17 protein-coding genes and 2 tRNA genes are annotated in these 20,463 nt (G+C 58.7%); 1 reads left to right on the top strand and 18 read right to left on the bottom strand.

All coding sequences use genetic code 11. The annotated features are described in order from the left end of the window. Nucleotides 1-86 precede the first annotated feature (86 nt). From truB to rlmE, 13 genes are all read right to left on the bottom strand, one after another. Nucleotides 87-1,004 (bottom strand): tRNA pseudouridine(55) synthase TruB, encoded by a 918-nt coding sequence (gene truB, locus KBY02_RS02055; RefSeq protein ID WP_003400189.1) that lies wholly within the window; start codon nt 1,002-1,004, stop codon nt 87-89. 3 nt (nt 1,005-1,007) lie between these two features. Next, complete coding sequence (gene rbfA, locus KBY02_RS02050; protein WP_011268880.1) at nt 1,008-1,424, bottom strand: 30S ribosome-binding factor RbfA; 417 nt, start codon at nt 1,422-1,424, stop codon at nt 1,008-1,010. 159 nt (nt 1,425-1,583) lie between these two features. Next, nucleotides 1,584-4,109 (bottom strand): translation initiation factor IF-2, encoded by a 2,526-nt coding sequence (infB, locus tag KBY02_RS02045; protein WP_024639744.1) that lies wholly within the window; start codon nt 4,107-4,109, stop codon nt 1,584-1,586. Between the two features lie 27 nt (nt 4,110-4,136). After that, nucleotides 4,137-5,618, bottom strand: a complete 1,482-nt coding sequence (gene nusA / locus KBY02_RS02040) for a transcription termination factor NusA (protein WP_003340582.1) — start codon at nt 5,616-5,618, stop codon at nt 4,137-4,139. A gap of 59 nt (nt 5,619-5,677) precedes the next feature. Beyond that, nucleotides 5,678-6,136, bottom strand: coding sequence for a ribosome maturation factor RimP (gene rimP, locus KBY02_RS02035; RefSeq protein WP_002555126.1), 459 nt, complete (start codon nt 6,134-6,136; stop codon nt 5,678-5,680). Nucleotides 6,137-6,266: 130 nt separating this feature from the next. Next, nucleotides 6,267-6,343: transfer RNA gene (locus tag KBY02_RS02030), tRNA-Met, on the bottom strand. 95 nt (nt 6,344-6,438) lie between these two features. Continuing rightward, nucleotides 6,439-6,524 (bottom strand) — tRNA-Leu (locus KBY02_RS02025). Between the two features lie 46 nt (nt 6,525-6,570). After that, nucleotides 6,571-6,951, bottom strand: coding sequence for a preprotein translocase subunit SecG (secG, locus tag KBY02_RS02020; RefSeq protein WP_003313628.1), 381 nt, complete (start codon nt 6,949-6,951; stop codon nt 6,571-6,573). Nucleotides 6,952-6,955: 4 nt separating this feature from the next. Next, nucleotides 6,956-7,711 carry a triose-phosphate isomerase gene (gene tpiA, locus KBY02_RS02015; protein ID WP_011268882.1) on the bottom strand — a complete coding sequence of 252 codons (756 nt, stop codon included), beginning with the start codon at nt 7,709-7,711 and terminating at the stop codon, nt 6,956-6,958. A gap of 66 nt (nt 7,712-7,777) precedes the next feature. Next, nucleotides 7,778-9,121 carry a phosphoglucosamine mutase gene (glmM, locus tag KBY02_RS02010; RefSeq protein ID WP_024659418.1) on the bottom strand — a complete coding sequence of 448 codons (1,344 nt, stop codon included), beginning with the start codon at nt 9,119-9,121 and terminating at the stop codon, nt 7,778-7,780. A gap of 16 nt (nt 9,122-9,137) precedes the next feature. Continuing rightward, nucleotides 9,138-9,989, bottom strand: coding sequence for a dihydropteroate synthase (folP, locus tag KBY02_RS02005; protein ID WP_225649735.1), 852 nt, complete (start codon nt 9,987-9,989; stop codon nt 9,138-9,140). Nucleotides 9,990-9,997: 8 nt separating this feature from the next. Beyond that, nucleotides 9,998-11,902 (bottom strand): ATP-dependent zinc metalloprotease FtsH, encoded by a 1,905-nt coding sequence (gene ftsH / locus KBY02_RS02000; RefSeq protein ID WP_003313633.1) that lies wholly within the window; start codon nt 11,900-11,902, stop codon nt 9,998-10,000. A gap of 193 nt (nt 11,903-12,095) precedes the next feature. After that, nucleotides 12,096-12,746 carry a 23S rRNA (uridine(2552)-2'-O)-methyltransferase RlmE gene (gene rlmE, locus KBY02_RS01995; protein ID WP_003313635.1) on the bottom strand — a complete coding sequence of 217 codons (651 nt, stop codon included), beginning with the start codon at nt 12,744-12,746 and terminating at the stop codon, nt 12,096-12,098. A gap of 103 nt (nt 12,747-12,849) precedes the next feature. On the opposite strand from rlmE, the gene KBY02_RS01990 reads away from it, so the two are divergent. Further along, nucleotides 12,850-13,161, top strand: a complete 312-nt coding sequence (locus KBY02_RS01990; protein ID WP_003340569.1) for a YhbY family RNA-binding protein — start codon at nt 12,850-12,852, stop codon at nt 13,159-13,161. Between the two features lie 79 nt (nt 13,162-13,240). On the opposite strand, the gene greA is transcribed toward KBY02_RS01990, so the two are convergent. The 5 genes from greA to dnaJ all read right to left on the bottom strand — a co-directional run bounded on the left by greA (nt 13,241) and on the right by dnaJ (nt 20,392). Beyond that, entirely contained in the window at nt 13,241-13,717 is a 477-nt protein-coding gene (gene greA, locus KBY02_RS01985) for a transcription elongation factor GreA (RefSeq protein ID WP_003400161.1), read from the bottom strand. Next, a complete protein-coding gene (gene carB, locus KBY02_RS01980; protein ID WP_003340565.1) occupies nt 13,714-16,935 on the bottom strand; it encodes a carbamoyl-phosphate synthase large subunit in 3,222 nt (1,073 codons plus the stop codon). The genes greA and carB overlap by 4 nt, the downstream gene beginning before the upstream one ends. Nucleotides 16,936-17,071: 136 nt before the next feature. Beyond that, nucleotides 17,072-18,208 carry a glutamine-hydrolyzing carbamoyl-phosphate synthase small subunit gene (gene carA / locus KBY02_RS01975; protein ID WP_003400160.1) on the bottom strand — a complete coding sequence of 379 codons (1,137 nt, stop codon included), beginning with the start codon at nt 18,206-18,208 and terminating at the stop codon, nt 17,072-17,074. Between the two features lie 216 nt (nt 18,209-18,424). After that, nucleotides 18,425-19,228, bottom strand: coding sequence for a 4-hydroxy-tetrahydrodipicolinate reductase (gene dapB, locus KBY02_RS01970; protein ID WP_003400159.1), 804 nt, complete (start codon nt 19,226-19,228; stop codon nt 18,425-18,427). A gap of 21 nt (nt 19,229-19,249) precedes the next feature. Further along, on the bottom strand, nt 19,250-20,392 hold the full coding sequence (gene dnaJ, locus KBY02_RS01965; RefSeq protein ID WP_003395180.1) for a molecular chaperone DnaJ: 1,143 nt from the start codon (nt 20,390-20,392) through the stop codon (nt 19,250-19,252). Nucleotides 20,393-20,463 lie beyond the last annotated feature (71 nt).

Below are 20,463 nucleotides of genomic sequence, written 5' to 3'. Positions count from 1 at the left end.
AAAAAAATGAGGTATGACCGTGCCTGTTGACAGCCATCCTCGTTCCACCCCACTCGCCGGCAAGCCGGCGGCTGGACTGGTTTCGGTCACTCTGACCGAATCAGGCGACGCGGCGCAATGCGCCCGTCTTCGGCGACTTCACCGATACCGATGAAGCGACCTTCGTGATCCTGCACGCGAACCATACCGAATTTCGGTGCGTCCGGCGCGCGTACTGGCTGACCATGCAACCAGTAAAACGAACTGTGTTCCGAAAACTTCAACAGCGGCCAGTCCAGCAGACCGCTGTCCGATGGCATGAGGAAACGGTCAACCGCTTCATTGCCGCCGTCGGCATGCACCTGCTCGAGCTCTTCCAGCGTCACTGTCTGAGCCAGCGTGAAAGGCCCGGCCTGGGTACGACGCAGCTCTGCGACGTAAGCACCACAACCAAGCTTCTCACCGATATCCTCGACCAGCGTGCGGATATAGGTGCCTTTGCTGCAATCGACGGACAGACGTGCTGTGTCACCTTCGCAAGCAAGTAATTCCAGGCGCGCAATAGTAACAGAACGGGGCTCGCGCTCCACTACTTCCCCTGCACGTGCCAGCTTGTAAAGTGGCTGGCCATCACGCTTGAGGGCCGAGTACATGGGAGGTATCTGGCTGATTTGTCCGCGAAAATGCGGCAGAGCCGCTTCGATATCGTCGCGACCAACGGTCACCGGACGCGTGAGCAAAACCTCGCCTTCAGAGTCGGCAGTGGTAGTGGTCTTGCCCAGTTGCGCCAGGGTCTCGTAGGACTTGTCCGAATCGAGCAGGTACTGAGAGAACTTGGTCGCCTCACCAAAGCACAACGGCAGAACGCCCGTTGCCAGAGGATCGAGGCTGCCGGTGTGACCGGCTTTCTCGGCGTTGAGCAGCCAGCGAACCTTTTGCAGAGCGGCGTTGGAGGTGAAACCCAGTGGCTTGTCGAGCAGGATGATCCCGCTGACATTGCGGCGTATACGCTTGACCTGAGCCACTCTTTATTCCTCGGTACTTTCAGGCTTTGCATCCGCCGATGCAGGGCCTTCCTGATGCTGACCGTCTTCTGCCACGGCACGCTCGATCAGTGCCGAGAGATGCGCGCCACGCACGACGCTTTCGTCATAGTGGAAATGCAGTTGAGGCACGCTGCGCAGCTTCATTTCGCGGGCCAGCTGCATGCGCAGGAAACCTGCGGCAGAGTTGAGCACCTTGATGGTCTGCGCGATCTCTTCGGCGCTGTCCTGGCCCATGACGGTCATGAAAATCTTCGCATGACCCACGTCACGGCTGACGTCTACGGCGGTGATGGTGACCAGACCCACGCGTGGGTCCTTGATTTCGCGACGGATCAGCTGCGCCAGTTCGCGCTGCATCTGATCGCCGATACGTTGGGTACGGCTGTATTCTTTTGCCATGCTTGTTACCTGTTACTGATCCGGGACCAAACCCTGACAGTCTGAAAGCGGCAAACGCCCGGCCTGACAATTGCCAGACCGGGCGTTGCGTTTAGAGCCCATGGGGAAAGCAGGGCATTTGCATGCGAGGCTCCCACCATGACTCCTGAAGCTCGCGATTTAGAGGCTGCGAGCCACTTGGACCTTCTCGAAGACTTCGATCTTGTCACCGACCTTGACGTCGTTGTAGCTCTTGACGCCGATACCGCATTCCATGCCTGCACGTACTTCGGCAGCGTCGTCCTTGAAGCGGCGCAGGGATTCCAGCTCGCCTTCAAAGATAACGATGTCTTCGCGCAGAACACGAATCGGACGGTTACGGTAGACGGTGCCTTCCAGAACCATGCACCCTGCGATCGCGCCGAATTTCGGCGAACGGAACACATCGCGGACTTCGGCGATACCCAGGATATTCTCCCGGACGTCGCTGCCAAGCATGCCGGTGAGGGCTTTCTTGACGTCTTCGATGATGTCGTAGATCACGTTGTAGTAACGCATGTCCAAACCTTCCTGCTCGACGATCTTGCGCGCGCCAGCATCGGCACGCACGTTGAAGCCGAACAGTACAGCGTTGGAGGCCAGTGCCAGGTTAGCGTCGCTCTCGGTGATACCACCGACACCGCCACCGACCACGCGCACTTGCACCTCGTCGTTACCCAGGCCGTTCAAGGCGCCGTTCAACGCTTCGAGGGAACCGCGTACGTCAGATTTGAGGACGATGTTGAGCGTCTTCTTCTCTGCCTGACCCATGTTCTCGAAGATGTTTTCCAGCTTGCCAGCGTGAGCACGGGCCAGTTTGACTTCGCGGAACTTGCCTTGACGGAACAGAGCCACTTCACGGGCTTTCTTCTCGTCCGACAGCACGCTCATCTCGTCGCCAGCGTCCGGTGTACCGTCAAGACCCAGGATTTCGACCGGAATCGAAGGACCTGCTTCTTTGACCGGCTTGCCGTTCTCGTCGAGCATGGCGCGGATGCGGCCGAAGTTCGAACCGACCAGCACCATGTCGCCCTGACGCAGCGTACCGTCCTGAACCAGAACAGTAGCGACCGGGCCACGACCCTTGTCCAGACGGGACTCGACAACAACACCACGACCAGGGGCCGACGGGGTTGCCTTGAGTTCCAGGACTTCGGCCTGCAGCAGAACAGCTTCCAGCAATTCGTCGACGCCAGTACCCATCTTCGCGGAGACCGAAACGAAAGGCGTATCACCGCCCCACTCTTCGGACGTCACGCCATGGACCGACAGCTCGCTGCGGATACGATCGAGGTCAGCACCAGGCTTGTCGATCTTGTTCACCGCAACAACCAGCGGAACACCAGCCGCAACAGCGTGCTGAACAGCTTCGATGGTCTGAGGCATCACGCCATCGTCAGCTGCAACAACCAGAATCACGATATCCGTTGCCTTGGCACCACGAGCACGCATGGCGGTAAACGCGGCGTGACCCGGGGTGTCGAGGAACGTGACCATGCCGCGCTCGGTTTCAACGTGGTAGGCACCAATGTGCTGGGTGATGCCGCCGGCTTCGCCAGCTGCAACCTTGGCACGACGGATGTAGTCGAGCAGCGAGGTCTTACCATGGTCGACGTGGCCCATTACGGTCACAACCGGTGCACGGGAGAACGACTCACCTTCGAACTTCAGCGATTCAGCCAGGGAATCTTCCAGAGCGTTGTCGCTGACCAGCGTGACCTTGTGGCCCAACTCTTCAGCGATCAACTGGGCAGTTTCCTGATCCAGTACCTGGTTGATGGTCACCGGGGTGCCCATCTTGAACATGAACTTGATGACTTCAGCGGCCTTGACCGACATCTGTGCCGACAATTCGCCGACAGTGATGGTCTCGCCAATGGCAACGTCACGGATGACCGGGCCGGTAGGGCTCTGGAAACCATGCGCGTTACGCTTCTTCAGCTTGCCCTTACCACGACCACCACGACGGAAGCTGTCGCTTTCCTCGTCGGTAGTGCGAGGAGCAACGCGAGGGGCCGGAGCCTTCTCCTTGACCGAAGCGCGATGCGGAGCGTTTTTACGCTCGCCGTCGCCGCCACGGGCGTTGCGGTCGTCAGCACGAGGCTTGTCAGGGCGACGCTGTTCGTCACGCTTGCGAGCATCGGCAGAAGGCGCGGCGCTGGCCGGTGCCGGAGCAGCGGCTGGCGCTGCTTCGCGCACAGGCTCGGCGGCGGCAACAGGCTCGGCAGCAGCCGGAGCCGACTGGCTGGCAGCAGGCTGGCTGCGCGCATCTTCTTCAGCGCGACGCTTGGCTTCTTCTTCAGCCTTTTGACGGGCGGCGTTTTCTACCGCACGGCGTTCATCCATCTCGCGCTTGCGCTCGGCTTCGATCTCTTCCGGGCTACGCTGCACAAAGACTTTCTTCTTGCGCACTTCAACGCTGATGCTCTTGCTGCCAGCAACGCGCAGGGTGCTGGTGGTCTTGCGCTGCAAGGTAATCTTGCGAGGCTCTTCCACCTTGGCCTTGTGACCGCTTTTCAGGTGCGTCAACAAGGCTTGTTTTTCGTTATCGGTCACAACTTGCTCGGCGGCGGTGTGCGGCAGACCTGCCTCACGCATCTGCTGTAACAGGCGCTCTACCGGTGTGTCGACCACTTTGGCCAGTTCTTTCACCGTGACTTGCGTCATGCACTTCTCTCCTCAGGCCGCGCCCAATTACTCGAACCAGTGGGCTCGGGCGGCCATGATCAACTTGCCGGCACGATCATCGTCAATGCCGTCGATGTCGAGCAGGTCATCTATAGACTGCTCGGCCAGGTCTTCGCGGGTAATTACGCCGCGCACCGCCAGTTCCATCGCCAAATCCTTGTCCATACCCTCAAGCGAGAGCAGGTCTTCGGCCGGATGGGCGTCTGCCAGCTTTTCCTCTGTAGCGATGGCTTTAGTCAACAAACGATCCTTGGCACGAGCGCGAAGCTCGTTGACGATGTCTTCGTCAAAGCCGTCGATGTTGAGCATTTCTTCCAACGGTACGTAGGCAATCTCTTCCAGGCTGGTGAAGCCTTCATCAACCAGCACCTGTGCCAATTCTTCATCGACTTCGAGCTCTTCGATGAAGTTGCGCAGGATGTCACCGGTTTCAGCTTGCTGCTTGGCCTGGATGTCCGATTCGGTCATTACGTTCAGGGTCCAGCCAGTCAGCTGACTTGCCAGACGCACGTTCTGACCGCCACGACCAATAGCCTGGGCCAGGTTGTCCGCTCCCACTGCGATATCCATTGCATGCGCGTCTTCATCTACGATGATTGCCGCTACTTCTGCAGGGGACATTGCATTGATCACGAACTGCGCCGGGTTATCGTCCCAAAGAACGATATCCACACGCTCGCCACCCAGCTCGCCGGAAACAGCCTGAACTCGCGAACCGCGCATGCCGATACAGGCACCTTGCGGGTCGATTCGTTTATCCTTGGAGCGAACAGCGATTTTCGCACGAGAACCCGGGTCACGGGAGGCAGCCATCACCTCGATGAGACCTTCGGCAATTTCCGGCACTTCAATGCGGAAAAGCTCGATCAGCATCTCTGGCGCAGTACGCGACAGGATCAGCTGAGGGCCACGGTTTTCGGTGCGAATTTCCTTCAGCAGAGCACGGACGCGAACACCGACCCGGAAAGTTTCCCGGGAAATGATGTCTTCACGAGCCAGCAAGGCTTCGGCATTGTTACCCAGGTCAACGATGACATTGTCACGTGTAACCTTTTTAACAGTACCAGAAATGATTTCACCCAGACGCTCGCGGTAGGCATCGACTACCTGAGCACGCTCGGCTTCGCGAACTTTCTGCACAATGACTTGCTTGGCGGTCTGCGCCGCGATACGACCGAATTCGATGGAATCGATTTTTTCTTCGATCAGGTCGCCTGCAACAGCACCCGGCTTTTTCGCCTGGGCCTGATCAACAGCCAATTCGTAAGCAGGATCGTCCAGATCTTCGTCTTCGACAACTGTCCAGCGACGGAAAGTCTCGTAGTTGCCTGTCTGGCGATTGATCTCTACACGCAGTTCTACTTCATCTTCAAAACGCTTCTTGGTAGCGGTGGCCAGAGCCAGCTCCAGCGCTTCAAAAATGACACTAGCCGGAACGCCCTTTTCATTGGACACCGACTCAACAACCAGCAGTACTTCTTTGCTCATCGTACGCCTCGCCTTTCGCAAGCCATTGGATCCGCGGGATCCGCAGTAACCGGCACGTCTCAGTCAAACGTGGGAATAATGTTGGCCTTGTCGATCATGTCGATCGGCAACAGGAACTCATGGTCTTCAACCTGCACCACGACATCCTGCTCCTCCACCCCGCGGAGAAGGCCTTGAAAGTTGCGTCGACCTTCGAAAGGTGAACGCAGCTTTATTTTCACTTGTTCCCCGGCGTACGAAGCAAACTGCTCAATAGTGAACAGCGGGCGCTCCATGCCAGGAGAAGATACTTCAAGGGTGTACTCGGTGCTGATTGGATCTTCTACGTCCAACACACCGCTGATCTGGCGACTGACGATTGCACAGTCGTCGACCAGAACGCCCCCTTCCTTGTCGATATAAATGCGCAGCACCGAATGCTTGCCCTGGGAACTGAAATCGATTCCCCAGCATTGGTAGCCAAGGGCCACGACCACTGGGGCCAACAAGTCCTGCAACTGTTCTAGCTTGCTCGACACCTGAACCCCCTCGTGCATGCTTTAGAAATAAAAAAATGGGCAAAAGCCCATCCCTGAAAACGCCGCTGAACATCGACGTCATGTACTGTCCAGCTAACAAAAAGCCCCTTAAAAGGGGCTCCGCTAAAACTGGTTGCGGGGGCTGGATTTGAACCAACGACCTTCGGGTTATGAGCCCGACGAGCTACCAAACTGCTCCACCCCGCGACAAAGCTGGGGCGGAAGTATACGACCGATCCATTGCTGGGTCAATCCAACATCCACCTACAAGAAAGCCCGCTAGTGCGGGCTCTCCTGTTAATTGGTACCGAGAAGGGGACTCGAACCCCTACACCCTATGGGCACAACCACCTCAAGGTTGCGTGTCTACCAATTCCACCACCTCGGCATTACAACTCTTTTTGGCGACCTCACGAACATCGCCGAATTCTGTATTACTTCTTCTCTGGGGCTTGAGGTACGTCAGCTGGAACAGCGGCTGGCTTTTGCCCTTCGAGAACCGGTACATCATCTGCTGCCGGCTTTTGCTTCACTTCCAGTACTGCCGGGTCTGGCAAACCTACCTGAGTCAGCTGTTGAGCTTTCTCTTTAGCAAAGTAACCTAACCCCAAGCTGGTTATGAAAAAACATGCCGCAAGTATAGCAGTAAACTTACTGAGAAAGGTAGAGGTTCCTTGACCTCCGAAGACAGTATTTGATGCACCTGCTCCGAACGACGCGCCTGCGTCGGCACCTTTACCCTGCTGCAGCAATACCAGAGCGACAACGCCCAGAGCGCCCAACAGGTGAAAAACGATTACGACTGTTTCCAGCATTTTTTCAGTTTCCCGCGGCGCGACAGATCGCACCGAACTCATCTGCATTCAGGGAAGCTCCACCAATGAGCCCCCCATCGATATCCGGCATGCTGAAGAGCTCGACCGCATTGGCCGCCTTCACGCTGCCGCCATAGAGAAGTCGCACGCCTTGTGCGACTTCGGCATTCTCTTTTGCCAGTTGCGCACGGATGGCTGCGTGCACTTCCTGCGCTTCCTGAGGCGAAGCAGTCAATCCGGTGCCAATGGCCCAGACCGGCTCGTAGGCAATGACGGCGTTGACCAGTGCATTGACGCCAAACTCGGCGATAACACTGTCCAGCTGACGCCCTACCACTTCAAGCGTTTGCCCCGCCTTGCGCTCTTCCAGGGTTTCACCTACGCAAAGCACAGGTGTCAGACCTTTCGCCTGGATTGCCGCAAACTTTTTGTTCAGAACATCATCCTGTTCGCCAATCAACTGACGACGCTCGGAGTGCCCGACAAGTACCAGCTTGCAACCTGCATCAGCCAGCTGGCTAGATGCAACTTCACCCGTCAGCGCGCCCTGCTCAGCCTGAATGGCTGCGTCCTGCGCACCGACGATGATCGACGTGGCCTTGAGCCCATCGACCACCTGACAGGTAAACAGACTGGCAGGCATCACGGCGATATCGACGCTGCCTGGCAACGACTGCTTGCACAAACCCTCGATCAGCTCAGCGACGCTGGCGCGGGTACCGTGCATTTTCCAGTTACCAGCTACCATTGGGCGACGCATGCTACACCTCGTGGGTCAAAGTGGGCGCAGATGTTACCCAACAGTTCCGACACTGGCAAGCCGAAATCAGGCGCAAACTTCAGTAACCAGTTTTGCGAGTTCTTCGGCGTACGCCCTGACCTGCGTTTCGTCCTCGCCTTCGACCATGACGCGCACCAACGGCTCGGTACCCGATTTGCGCAGCAGCACCCTGCCACGCCCGGCCATCTGCTCGGTGACACGGGCGCAAGCCTCCTGGACCGACGGATGCGAAACCGGGTCAACAGCCGACCCGGCGAAGCGCACATTGATCAGGATTTGCGGGCACTTACGCAATTTCAGACGCGCCTCAGCCAGGCTTACACCACTGCGACGCAGGGCCAGTATCACCTGCAATGAGGCGATAATCGCGTCACCGGTGGTAGCGTGCTGGAAACAGACGATATGACCGGAGTTTTCACCGCCAATCTGCCAGTTGCGCTCGAGCAGTTCGGCGATCACATAACGGTCACCGACATTGGCCCGAACAAAGGGAATGCCCTGCTCGGCCAGGGCCAGTTCAAGCCCCAGGTTACTCATCAATGTGCCGACGACGCCGCCCTGCAAGCGACCCCGCTCATGCAGGTCGCGGGCGATGATGTAGAGCAATTCGTCGCCATCGACGATGGTCCCGGTGTGATCGACCATCAACACGCGGTCGCCGTCACCGTCGAAACCGATGCCCATATCCGCATGCTCGGCAAGCACGGCCGCCTGCAGGGCTTCCATATGCGTAGAGCCGCAGTCCTTGTTGATGTTGAGCCCGTCAGGTTGCGCGGAAAGCACCACGACCTGCGCGCCCAGCTCACGAAATACGTTGGGCGCCACCTTGTAGGTCGCACCGTGAGCGCAGTCGATGACGACCTTGAGGCCGGCGAAGTCGGTGCTGGTAGGCACGCTGCTTTTGCAGAATTCGATGTAACGCCCGGCCGCATCGTTGATCCGCGAGACCTTGCCGAGGTTCTCGGACTCAGCCACGGTCATCGGTGCGTCGAGCAGCTCTTCGATCATCATTTCGATCTCGTCAGGGAGCTTGGTGCCCTGACCGGAGAAGAACTTGATGCCGTTGTCGTAGTGCGGGTTATGCGAGGCGCTGATGACGATGCCTGCCTCGGCATGGAAGGTACGTGTCAGGTAGGCGATGGCCGGTGTCGGCATCGGGCCCAGCAAGAGAACGTCAGCGCCCGCAGCGGAGAGGCCGGCCTCGAGGGCCGACTCGAACATGTAGCCGGAGATGCGCGTGTCCTTGCCGACGAGAATCCGGCAGGCGCCCATCTTGCGGAAAGCCATGCCGGCGGCCCAACCCAGTTTCAGCATGAACTCGGGAGTGATCGGGAATTGCCCTACACGACCGCGAATGCCGTCGGTTCCGAAATATTTTCTGGTAGTCATGGATGCCCCACTGTTGTTATTCAGCTGCTTCGACAGCTGCGATCATGCGCACCACGTCAGCCGTTTCGGCGACATCATGCACACGTAGAATTCTTGCCCCTTTGGCCATCGCCAGAACCGCCAGGGCGAGCCCGCCGGACAGACGCTGGTCGACGGGACGCCCCAGCACAGCACCGATCATGCTCTTGCGCGAAACACCCACCAGCAAAGGCCGGCCGAGCGCATGCAGCGCTTCCATATGATTGAACAGGCTCAGATTGTGCTCCAGTGTCTTGGCAAAGCCAAAGCCCGGATCAAGAATGATCTGCTGCTGACCGATGCCTGCAGCGACGCACTGCTTCATGCGCTCAGCCAGGAAGGCACAGACCTCGCCCACCAGGTCATCGTAGTGCGGGTCATTCTGCATGGTTCCGGGCTCGCCCAGCATATGCATGAGACAGACCGGCAAACCGGTGCTTGCGGCCGCCTCAAGCGCGCCTGGGCGCTGCAGCGAGCGAACGTCGTTGATGAGCCCGGCACCCAGCCCAGCCGTCGCCAGCATGACCTCAGGCGTGGAGGTATCCACCGAGATGATCACATCCAGCTCGCGCGCGATGACCTCGACCAGCGGGGCCACACGTTCGACCTCTTCAGATGCAGAGACTGGACGCGCGCCTGGACGCGTTGACTCGCCACCGATATCGATAAGCGTCGCGCCAGCCTGCACCATTGCCTCGGCGTGACGCAGCGCCGCATCGAGCTGGCTGTAGCGGCCGCCATCGGAAAATGAGTCTGGGGTTGCGTTGAGGATGCCCATCACGTGCGTATGGGCCAAATCAAGAACCCGGTTGCCGCAAGGCAACCGGGTTGGGTACAGCGCAGATGTCATGTCAGACCTTAGTGCTCGGCAGCAGGGCCGCCAATCGGAGTTTCCGGACGAGGGTCAGGCGTGATCGGAGTACCGTTGGTACCTGAACCACCACCCCAGTCACGCGGCTCGCGCGGAGTACGACCGGTCATGATGTCGTCGATCTGGTCGGCATCAATGGTTTCATACTTCATCAGCGCGTCGGCCATCGCTTCCAGCTTGTCGCGATTGTCCGTCAACAACTGCTTGGCGGTGCCATAGCAGTGATCGATGATGCTGCGCACTTCGGAGTCGATAAGCTTGGCAGTATCGCCGGAAACACTGGAGTTCTGGCTGCCGCCGCGCCCCAGGTAACCTGCATCTTCGTCTTCCGAGTACATCAGCGGGCCGAGCTTTTCAGACAGACCCCACTTGGTGACCATGTTCCGGGCGATCTGGCTGGCACGCATGATGTCATTGGAGGCACCGGTTGTGACGCCATCGAAACCCAGAGTCATTTCTTCCGCGATACGACCACCGTACAGCGAGCAGATCTGGCTGATCAACGCACGCTTGGACAGGCTGTAACGGTCTTCTTCCGGCAGGAACATCGTCACACCCAGCGCACGACCGCGCGGGATGATGGAAACCTTGTAGACCGGATCATGCTCTGGCACCAGACGACCGACGATAGCGTGACCCGCCTCGTGGTAAGCCGTGTTGCGCTTTTCCTTATCGGACATGACCATCGATTTGCGCTCGGCGCCCATCATGATCTTGTCCTTGGCCAGTTCGAACTCTTTCATCTCTACAACGCGCTTGCCGGAGCGAGCAGCGAACAGCGAAGCTTCGTTGACCAGGTTAGCCAGGTCCGCACCGGAGAAGCCCGGCGTACCGCGAGCGATAACGCCCGGGTTGACGTCTTCGCCCATTGGCACCTTGCGCATGTGAACCTTGAGGATCTGCTCGCGGCCACGAATGTCCGGCAGACCTACAACCACCTGGCGGTCGAAACGACCTGGACGCAGCAGCGCCGGATCCAGTACGTCAGGGCGGTTGGTTGCGGCAATGACAATAATGCCGTCATTCATTTCAAAACCGTCCATCTCGACCAGCAACTGGTTGAGAGTCTGCTCACGCTCGTCATGACCACCGCCCATGCCGGCGCCACGATGGCGACCGACCGCGTCGATTTCGTCAATGAAGATGATGCATGGCGCGTGTTTCTTGGCTTGCTCGAACATGTCGCGAACGCGGCTCGCACCAACACCCACGAACATCTCGACGAAGTCGGAACCGGAGATCGTGAAGAACGGAACCTTGGCTTCGCCGGCAATGGCCTTGGCGATCAGCGTTTTACCGGTACCCGGAGGGCCGACCATCAGCACGCCGCGCGGAATCCGACCGCCCAGGCGCTGGAACTTGCCCGGATCGCGGAGGAATTCGACCAGCTCGCCCACTTCTTCCTTGGCTTCGTCGCAACCGGCAACGTCAGCCAGGGTCGTCTTGACCTGATCTTCTGACAACAGACGCGCCTTGCTCTTGCCGAAGCTCATCGGGCCGCCCTTGCCGCCCGCCCCGCCCTGCATCTGGCGCATGAAGAACATGAACACCGCGATGATCACCAGTATCGGGAAGCTGGCCACCAGCAACTGGGTCCAGATGCTCTGCTGCTCAGGCTGCTTGCCTTCGATCACGACGTTATTGCTGACCAGATCACCGATCAGGCCATTGTCCGGGATGTTCGGGCGGATGGTCTTGAAGGTGTCGCCATCGCTGCGCTTGCCCGTAATGACGTAGCCGTCTACAGAAACCTTCTCGACCTTGCCATCCTTGACCTGCTGGATGAACTCGGAATAGTTGAGGTTCTGCGGCTCGTTCGGGCTGGAGAAGTTGTTCATCACCGTCACAAGGACAGCCGCGATGATCAACCACAGGATCAAATTCTTTGCCATATCGTTCAATTAGCTACCCTCTGAAGCAAGCTCCACGCAGCAAGCGTGCCTCGCATGATATTCACCGGCCTAACTTACTACAGAACCTACAGATGCGGCAGACACCGTCTGTAACCCTTTGTGAAACTTTGACAACATAATGTTCAGTCATGCTGCATCGGTAACGCCATTTGAAAAAAGCTATCGCGCCTTGTCAAAAACGTTCGATGCTGGCCGCGCCATCAATTCCGCGAAAGCCGCGAGCCAGCAGGTATTGCTCGCGTGACCTGTCGCGGGACGACGACGGTTTGCGCATCTGCACCTTGTCGAACAGCTTGCGAATGTCCTTGTGGTAGACATCGAAGCCTTCACCCTGGAAGACCTTGATCAGAAAATCGCCACCGGGACGCAGTACCCGACCGGCAAGATCGAGCGCCAATTCGCAGAGAAACATTGCACGCGGCATATCTACAGCGCTCAATCCACTCATATTGGGGGCCATATCGGAAATCACAAGGTCTACCTGCGTATTACCGACTGCCTCGAGGATCTGCTCAAGAATCGCATCCTCGGTAAAATCCCCCTGAATGAAGGTCACGTCGGGGATGCTGTCCATTTCAAGGATGTCGGAAGCGATCAGACGACCTTGACCGCCGATCAGACGACTGGTCACTTGTGACCAGCCTCCCGGCGCTGCGCCGAGGTCGATCACGGTCATGCCCGGACGGATGAGTTTGTCCTTTTCCTGGATCTCGAGCAGCTTGTAACTGGCGCGCGAACGGTAGCCGTCCTTCTGCGCCATTTTGACGTACTTGTCGTCGAAGTGTTCTTTGAGCCAGTTATGGCTTGTCTTGGAACGGGCCACGGGGCACCTCAAAAATAAACGAGTCGTGATTAACTGGGCGGTCCCGGACTCGCTCGGGTAAACTGGCCGCCGCTTTTAAAAGATCAGACGCAGAGGTCAGATTATGCCGCTCACTCCAGAGCAGAAGAAACAATACAAATCCATTGGCCACCATCTGAAACCGGTATTGATCGTGGCTGACAATGGTTTGACTGAAGGTGTACTTGCAGAGCTTGAACGCGCCCTGAGCGATCATGAGCTGATCAAGATCAAGCTCAACATCCTCGACCGCGAAAGCCGTCTCGGCGCCATCGCAGAACTGTGCAAGGCCGGTTCTGCCGACCTGGTTCAGGTCATCGGCAAAATGGCGTTGATCTATCGCAAGAACCCAAAGGTAAACAAGCAACTGTCCAACGTCCACCGCGCGCACGGATAAAAACAGAAGTCAGGGCCGCCAAAAGCGCGCCCTGACTCTTTTTTGCCGCCGAAAGCGCCCGTAAAAACGGGCGCCAGCATCAGATATGACGCACTTCGATGATTTCGTACTCGATAACGCCACTCGGCGTTTTCACCACGACGACGTCACCCTCTTCCTTGGCAATCAAGGCACGGGCAATGGGCGAACCCACTGAAATCTTGCCTTTCTTGATATCCGCTTCGTCCTCACCCACGATCTGATAGACCACACTTTCGTCAGTCTCGACGTTGGCGATTTCGACTGTCGTGCCGAAAATCACCTTGCCGGTGTGCGGAATCGTCGTGACGTCGATGATCACAGCGTTCTGCATGCGGCCTTCGATATCACGAATACGCGCCTCGACCATCCCCTGCTGCTCGCGGGCAGCATGGTATTCGGCGTTTTCCTTGAGGTCGCCCAGTTCGCGCGCAGTACCGATGTCCTGGCTCAACTTGGGACGGACCACCTTGGTCAGGTGGGTCAGCTCTTCTTCCAGGGCGCGAGCGCCCTGGACGGTCATTGGGTATTTGATCATGCCTTCAATCCTGCATGGAGATCCTGCAAGCGACGTACGGTCTTCTCCGGACCGAACTTGAGCGCTTCACAGATCGCTTCGCCTGCTGCAATGGTAGTGGTGCAGTAAATCTTGTGCTGCAGGGCGTTGCGACGGATGGAGTAGGAATCCGCGATCGACTGGCGACCTTCGGTGGTGTTGATGATCAGAGTGACTTCGTCATTCTTGATCATGTCGACCACATGCGGACGGCCTTCGGTCACCTTGTTGACGCGACGCACTTTCAGGCCCGCCGCTTCGATCAGCTTGGCAGTGCCTGCGGTGGCGACGATCTCGAAGCCGAGATTGATGAGGTCACGAGCGACCGCTTCAACCAGAGGTTTGTCATCGTCACGTACGCTGATGAACGCGGTACCGCCAGTCGGCAGCACTTCGCTTGCGCCCATCTGGGCCTTGGCAAACGCTTCACCGAAGGTATCACCCACGCCCATCACTTCACCGGTCGATTTCATTTCCGGGCCGAGGATAGGGTCAACACCAGGGAATTTGGCAAACGGGAACACTGCCTCTTTCACGCTGTAGAAGTTCGGAATGATTTCCTTGGTGAAATTCAGCTCTTTCAGCGTTTTGCCTGCCATCACGCGGGCAGCGATCATTGCCAGGGAAACACCGATGCACTTGGAAACGAACGGCACGGTACGCGATGCACGCGGGTTGACTTCAATGACGTAGATGTCTTCGCCCTGAAGCGCCAGCTGCACGTTCATCAGGCCGACAACGCCCAGCTCCAGTGCCATCTTCTTGACCTGCTCGCGCATTTCGTCCTGGATGTGAGCCGGCAGCGAGTACGGCGGCAGCGAGCACGCGGAGTCACCGGAGTGAACGCCCGCCTGCTCGATGTGCTGCATGATCGCACCGATCACTACGTCAGTACCGTCGCAGACCGCGTCGACGTCCATCTCGATTGCGCAGTTCAGGAAGTGGTCGAGCAGCACCGGGCTGTCGTTGGACACCTGAACCGCTTCGCGCAGGTAACGCTTGAGTTCGTCTTCCTGGTAAACGATTTCCATCGCACGGCCACCCAGTACATAGGACGGACGCACCACCAGTGGATAACCGATCTTCGCTGCGGCACGAATCGCTTCGTCTTCGCTGCGCACAGTGGCGTTTGGCGGCTGACGCAGGTTCAGACGCTCGACCATGTGCTGGAAGCGCTCGCGGTCTTCGGCACGGTCGATGGCATCAGGGCTGGTGCCGATGATCGGTACGCCGGCGGCTTCAAGAGCACGCGCCAGTTTCAGAGGCGTCTGGCCACCGTACTGGACGATCACACCTTTCGGCTTCTCGACACGGACGATTTCCAGCACGTCCTCCAGGGTGACAGGCTCGAAGTACAGACGGTCCGAGGTGTCGTAGTCAGTGGACACGGTTTCCGGGTTGCAGTTGACCATGATGGTCTCGTAACCGTCTTCACGCAGTGCCAGCGCGGCGTGTACGCAGCAGTAATCGAACTCGATACCCTGGCCGATGCGGTTCGGGCCGCCACCCAGGATCATGATCTTGTCACGCGTCGAAGGGTTGGCTTCGCACTCTTCCTCGTAGGTCGAGTACAGGTACGCGGTGTCGGTTGCGAACTCGGCGGCGCAGGTGTCGACGCGCTTGTAGACCGGGAACACTTCGAGCTTGTGACGGTGCGTGCGCAGGTTCTTCTCGGTAACGCCCAGCAGCTTGGCCAGACGCGCGTCGGAGAAGCCCTTGCGCTTGAGACGGAACATGACGTCGCGGTCGATCGCCGACAGCCCCAGAGTCTTGATCTTCTCTTCGTCCTTGATCAGGTCTTCGATCTGCACCAGGAACCATGGGTCGATCATGTTCATGGCGAAGATTTCTTCGACCGTCATGCCGGCGCGGAAGGCATCGGCGACGTACCAGATACGCTCGGCGCCCGGCACGGTCAGCTCGCGCTTGAGCGTGCTCATGCTTTCCGGATGACTCAGGTCCAGCTTCGGATCAAGACCGCACACACCGACTTCCAGGCCGCGCAGGGCTTTCTGCAGGGATTCCTGGAAGGTACGACCGATGGCCATGACTTCACCGACCGACTTCATCTGAGTGGTCAGACGCGCATCGGCCTTGGCGAATTTCTCGAAGGCAAAGCGCGGCAGCTTGGTGACGACGTAGTCGATTGACGGTTCGAACGATGCCGGGGTCTTGCCGCCAGTGATTTCGTTCGACAGCTCGTCGAGGGTGTAGCCGACTGCCAGCTTGGCGGCAACGCGAGCGATCGGGAAGCCGGTCGCCTTGGAGGCCAGCGCCGAGGAGCGCGATACACGCGGGTTCATCTCGATCACGACCATGCGGCCGGTGTTCGGGCAGATGCCGAACTGAACGTTGGAGCCACCGGTTTCAACGCCGATCTCGCGCAGCACTGCCAGCGAGGCATTACGCAGGATCTGGTATTCCTTGTCGGTCAGGGTCTGTGCCGGCGCAACGGTGATCGAGTCACCGGTGTGCACGCCCATCGGGTCGAAGTTTTCGATCGAGCAGACGATGATGCAGTTGTCCTTTTTGTCGCGGACAACTTCCATTTCGTACTCTTTCCAGCCGATCAGCGATTCGTCGATCAGCAGTTCCTTGGTCGGCGACAGGTCCAGACCACGGGCGCAGATTTCTTCGAACTCTTCACGGTTGTAAGCGATACCGCCGCCGGTGCCACCCATGGTGAACGACGGACGGATGATGCAAGGGAAGCCGAGCTTTTCAAGAACCGCGTTGGCTTCTTCCATGCTGTGCGCGATGCCGGAGCGCGGGCACGCCAGGCCGATGGACTTCATCGCCTTGTCGAAGCGCGAACGGTCTTCTGCCTTGTCAATGGTGTCAGCGTTGGCGCCGATCATTTCGACACCGAACTTCTCCAGAACGCCTTCGCGCTCAAGATCCAGTGCGCAGTTCAGAGCGGTCTGGCCGCCCATGGTTGGCAGCAGTGCGTCCGGACGTTCTTTTTCGATGATCTTGGCAACGGTCTGCCACTTGATCGGCTCGATGTAGGTGGCGTCGGCCATGGCCGGGTCGGTCATGATGGTGGCCGGGTTGGAGTTCACCAGGATGACGCGGTAACCCTCCTCACGCAGAGCCTTGCAGGCCTGGGCGCCGGAGTAGTCGAATTCACAGGCCTGGCCGATCACGATGGGGCCGGCGCCGAGAATCAGGATGCTTTTAATATCTGTACGTTTTGGCATGGGTTGTCACTCAAATCCGCAGGTCAGTCGGCAAGCCGTCTTGAACATTTGTCTGAGGTGGCCTGGGCGGCAGCGACCGGACACTGAGTCCGGGGCCGCCCTGGGCACCTGCGTATTACAGTCTCAAGGCAACCGGTCAGCGGCGCTTGGCCATGGCTTCGATAAAGCGATCGAACAAAGGCGCGACGTCGTTCGGGCCCGGACTCGCTTCAGGGTGACCCTGGAAGCTGAATGCGCTCTTGTCGGTCAGTTCGATACCCTGCAGGGTGCCGTCGAACAGCGACTTGTGAATGGCGCGAACGTTGCTCGGCAGGGTTGCCTCATCCACCGCAAAACCGTGGTTCTGGCTGGTGATCATGACCACACCGGTGTCCAGATCCTGGACCGGGTGGTTGGCACCGTGGTGGCCGTGGCCCATCTTCACGGTCTTGGCACCCGCGGCCAGTGCCAGCAACTGGTGGCCAAGGCAGATGCCGAACACCGGAATGTCGGTTTCCAGCACTTCCCTGATCGCCTTGATGGCGTAATCGCACGGCTCCGGGTCACCTGGGCCGTTGGACAGGAAAACGCCGTCCGGCTTGTAGGCGAGCACTTCACTGGCAGGCGTTTGCGCCGGCACCACGGTTACCCGGCAACCGCGCTCGACCAGCATGCGCAGAATGTTGACCTTGACGCCATAATCGTAGGCGACCACATGATAAGGCAGCTCGGACGCGGCGATTTCAGGATGGCTGTCGGTTTTCAGATCCCAGACGCTGGAACGCCACTCGTAGGTGTCCTTGGTGCAGACTTCCTTGGCCAGGTCCATGCCCTTGAGGCCCGGGAAGCCGCGGGCAGCGGCGATGGCTGCCTCTTCGGTGATGTTATCGCCGGCCAGGATGCAGCCGTTCTGGGCGCCTTTCTCACGCAGGATGCGGGTCAGGCGACGCGTATCGATGCCAGCGATGGCAACGACGTTGTTGGCTTTCAGGTAATCACCGAGGGACAGCTTGTTACGCCAGTTGCTGGCGACCAGAGGCAGGTCGCGAATGACCAGGCCGGCGGACCAGACGCGATCCGACTCTGCGTCTTCAGGGGTGGTGCCGGTGTTGCCGATATGCGGGTAAGTCAGGGTAACGATCTGCTGGGCGTAGGAAGGATCGGTAAGAATTTCCTGATAGCCTGTCATTGCGGTGTTGAACACCACCTCACCAACGGTCTGACCGTCGGCTCCAATGGCTTCGCCGCGAAAAATGCTGCCATCAGCAAGGGCGAGTATGGCTGGCTTAGTCAAGAAGACCTCCCGTAAATAAAACCTGAAAGGGCGATCGCAGGCTGCAAAAAAGCGGAATGACGTAGTTACGTCACCCCGCTTTCTTATGGAATCATCTGCGCGCTTTTAGTGGACACACTAAAGCTGTAGCTTACAGAAAAGGCCCATTTTGGTCTACCACCAATGAGCCTGAAATGCGGGGAAATGCGACAGGGCCACGAATGGCCCTGTATGAAATCAATGCAGACCCAACACATCCTGCATGTCGTAAAGCCCTGGCGCCTTGCCGTCGAGCCACATTGCAGCCCGCACAGCACCCTTGGCGAAGGTCATGCGACTGGACGCCTTGTGCGTGATCTCGACCCGCTCACCGTCCGCGGCGAACAGCACGGTGTGATCACCCACTATGTCACCGGCACGAAGGGTCGCAAACCCGATGGTCTGACGATCACGCGCACCGGTCTGACCTTCACGGCCGTAGACCGCGACTTTTTCCAGATCGCGACCCAGCGCATTGGCAACCACTTCACCCATGCGCAAGGCGGTGCCGGACGGCGCATCGACCTTGTGCCGGTGGTGCGCTTCGGTGATTTCGATATCGACCTCATCACCCAGAACGCGCGCAGCGGTGTCGAGCAGCTTCAGACACAGATTCACGCCGACACTGAAATTGGCAGCAAAGACGATGGGAATGTCTTTGCCCGCCTCTTCCAGACGCTGCTTCTCTTCGGCGCTGAAACCGGTGGTGCCGATAATCATCGCCTTGCCTGCCTTGCGACAGAACGCCAGATTTTTCAGCGTCACCGACGGGTGGGTAAAGTCGATCAGGACGTCGAACTCGTCCGCCACCTTTGCCAGATCACCTGAAAGCGGCACACCGATACGGCCCAGCGCAGCCAGTTCGCCCGCATCAGCCCCCACCAGCGTGCTGTCAGGACGATCGATAGCGGCGGTCAACCCGGCGCCCGGCGCCTGCTGAACCGCCTCGATCAAGGTCTTGCCCATACGCCCGGCGGCGCCAACTACAGCAATACGTCGCATGCCCTGCTCCCGTTGATAGCCTTACAGATCGCCGAAGAAACGCTTCACACCCTCAAACCAGCCACTGGCTTTCGGAGAGTGGGACTCGTCGTTTTCAAGCGAGGTGCGGAACTCTTCAAGCAGCTCGCGCTGACGCTTGCTCAGGTTAACCGGGGTTTCGACGGCAACACGGCACATCAAGTCACCGGCACCACCACCACGCACCGGAGCGACGCCCTTGCCACGCAAGCGGAACTGCTTGCCGGTCTGGGTACCTTCGGGGATCTTCAGTTTGACGCGACCGTCGAGCGTCGGCACCTCAAGCTCGCCGCCCAGCGCTGCATCGGTAAAGCTGATAGGCACTTCGCAGAACAGGTGCTTGCCGTCACGCTGGAAGATCGCGTGCTCGCGCACATTGATCACGACATACAGGTCGCCGGTCGGGCCACCCTGGGTACCCGCCTCGCCTTCGCCAGACAGACGAATGCGGTCACCAGTATCAACACCTGGCGGCACTTTGACGGAAAGCGTCTTGGACTCTTCGACGCGGCCTTCGCCATGGCAGGAATCGCACGGGTCAGAGATGATCTTGCCGTGGCCGTGGCAGCGCGGACAGGTTTGCTGCACAGAGAAGAACCCCTGCTGCATGCGCACCTGACCAATGCCGCCGCACGTAGGGCATGTGACCGGCGAAGAACCTTTCTTGGCGCCGCTGCCGTCGCACGGCTTGCAGTTGACCAGCGTCGGAACGCGGATATTCACGTTAGTACCGCGAACCGCCTCTTCCAGATTCAGCTCCAGCGTATAGCGCAGGTCGCTGCCACGCTGAGCGCCGCCACGACCACCGCCGCCACCGGCACGGCCGCCGCCAAAGAAGTCGCTGAACACATCGCCGAAGATATCGGAGAAGTTGGCGCCACCGGCACCGCCACCAAAACCACCGCCGCCACCCATGCTCGGGTCGACACCGGCATGGCCATACTGATCGTAGGCCGCGCGTTTGCTGGCGTCGGAAAGCACTTCGTAGGCTTCGTTGGCCTCTTTGAACAGCTCTTCCGATGCTTTGTCATCAGGGTTGCGGTCAGGGTGATGCTTCATCGCCAGACGGCGATAAGCCTTCTTCAGGTCCGCCTCGCTGGAGCCTCGCTCCACTCCCAACACTTCGTAATAATCACGCTTTGCCATAATTCTTCCGCACTCTTGAGGACGTTCGGCGAAGGCTCTCCTGAGCCGCACCAAACTCGTTGAGCCCCATA

Origin of the sequence: Pseudomonas sp. P129, assembly GCF_020312195.1 — a bacterium.
Classification (GTDB): domain Bacteria; phylum Pseudomonadota; class Gammaproteobacteria; order Pseudomonadales; family Pseudomonadaceae; genus Aquipseudomonas; species Aquipseudomonas fragariae.
The sequence above is the reverse complement of the archived record's forward strand: the minus strand, read 5'-3'. Positions and strand labels throughout refer to the sequence as shown.

What these genes read in the sequence shown, in the direction of transcription:
- KBY02_RS01990 (WP_003340569.1), top strand. Translation starts at nt 12,850, where the DNA reads ATGCCGCTCACTCCAGAGCAGAAGAAACAATACAAATCCATTGGCCAC.
- carB (WP_003340565.1), bottom strand. Translation starts at nt 16,935, where the DNA reads ATGCCAAAACGTACAGATATTAAAAGCATCCTGATTCTCGGCGCCGGC.
- rbfA (WP_011268880.1), bottom strand. Translation starts at nt 1,424, where the DNA reads ATGGCAAAAGAATACAGCCGTACCCAACGTATCGGCGATCAGATGCAG.
- folP (WP_225649735.1), bottom strand. Translation starts at nt 9,989, where the DNA reads ATGACATCTGCGCTGTACCCAACCCGGTTGCCTTGCGGCAACCGGGTT.
- ftsH (WP_003313633.1), bottom strand. Translation starts at nt 11,902, where the DNA reads ATGGCAAAGAATTTGATCCTGTGGTTGATCATCGCGGCTGTCCTTGTG.
- glmM (WP_024659418.1), bottom strand. Translation starts at nt 9,121, where the DNA reads ATGACTACCAGAAAATATTTCGGAACCGACGGCATTCGCGGTCGTGTA.
- nusA (WP_003340582.1), bottom strand. Translation starts at nt 5,618, where the DNA reads ATGAGCAAAGAAGTACTGCTGGTTGTTGAGTCGGTGTCCAATGAAAAG.
- secG (WP_003313628.1), bottom strand. Translation starts at nt 6,951, where the DNA reads ATGCTGGAAACAGTCGTAATCGTTTTTCACCTGTTGGGCGCTCTGGGC.
- dnaJ (WP_003395180.1), bottom strand. Translation starts at nt 20,392, where the DNA reads ATGGCAAAGCGTGATTATTACGAAGTGTTGGGAGTGGAGCGAGGCTCC.
- dapB (WP_003400159.1), bottom strand. Translation starts at nt 19,228, where the DNA reads ATGCGACGTATTGCTGTAGTTGGCGCCGCCGGGCGTATGGGCAAGACC.
- tpiA (WP_011268882.1), bottom strand. Translation starts at nt 7,711, where the DNA reads ATGCGTCGCCCAATGGTAGCTGGTAACTGGAAAATGCACGGTACCCGC.
- infB (WP_024639744.1), bottom strand. Translation starts at nt 4,109, where the DNA reads ATGACGCAAGTCACGGTGAAAGAACTGGCCAAAGTGGTCGACACACCG.
- greA (WP_003400161.1), bottom strand. Translation starts at nt 13,717, where the DNA reads ATGATCAAATACCCAATGACCGTCCAGGGCGCTCGCGCCCTGGAAGAA.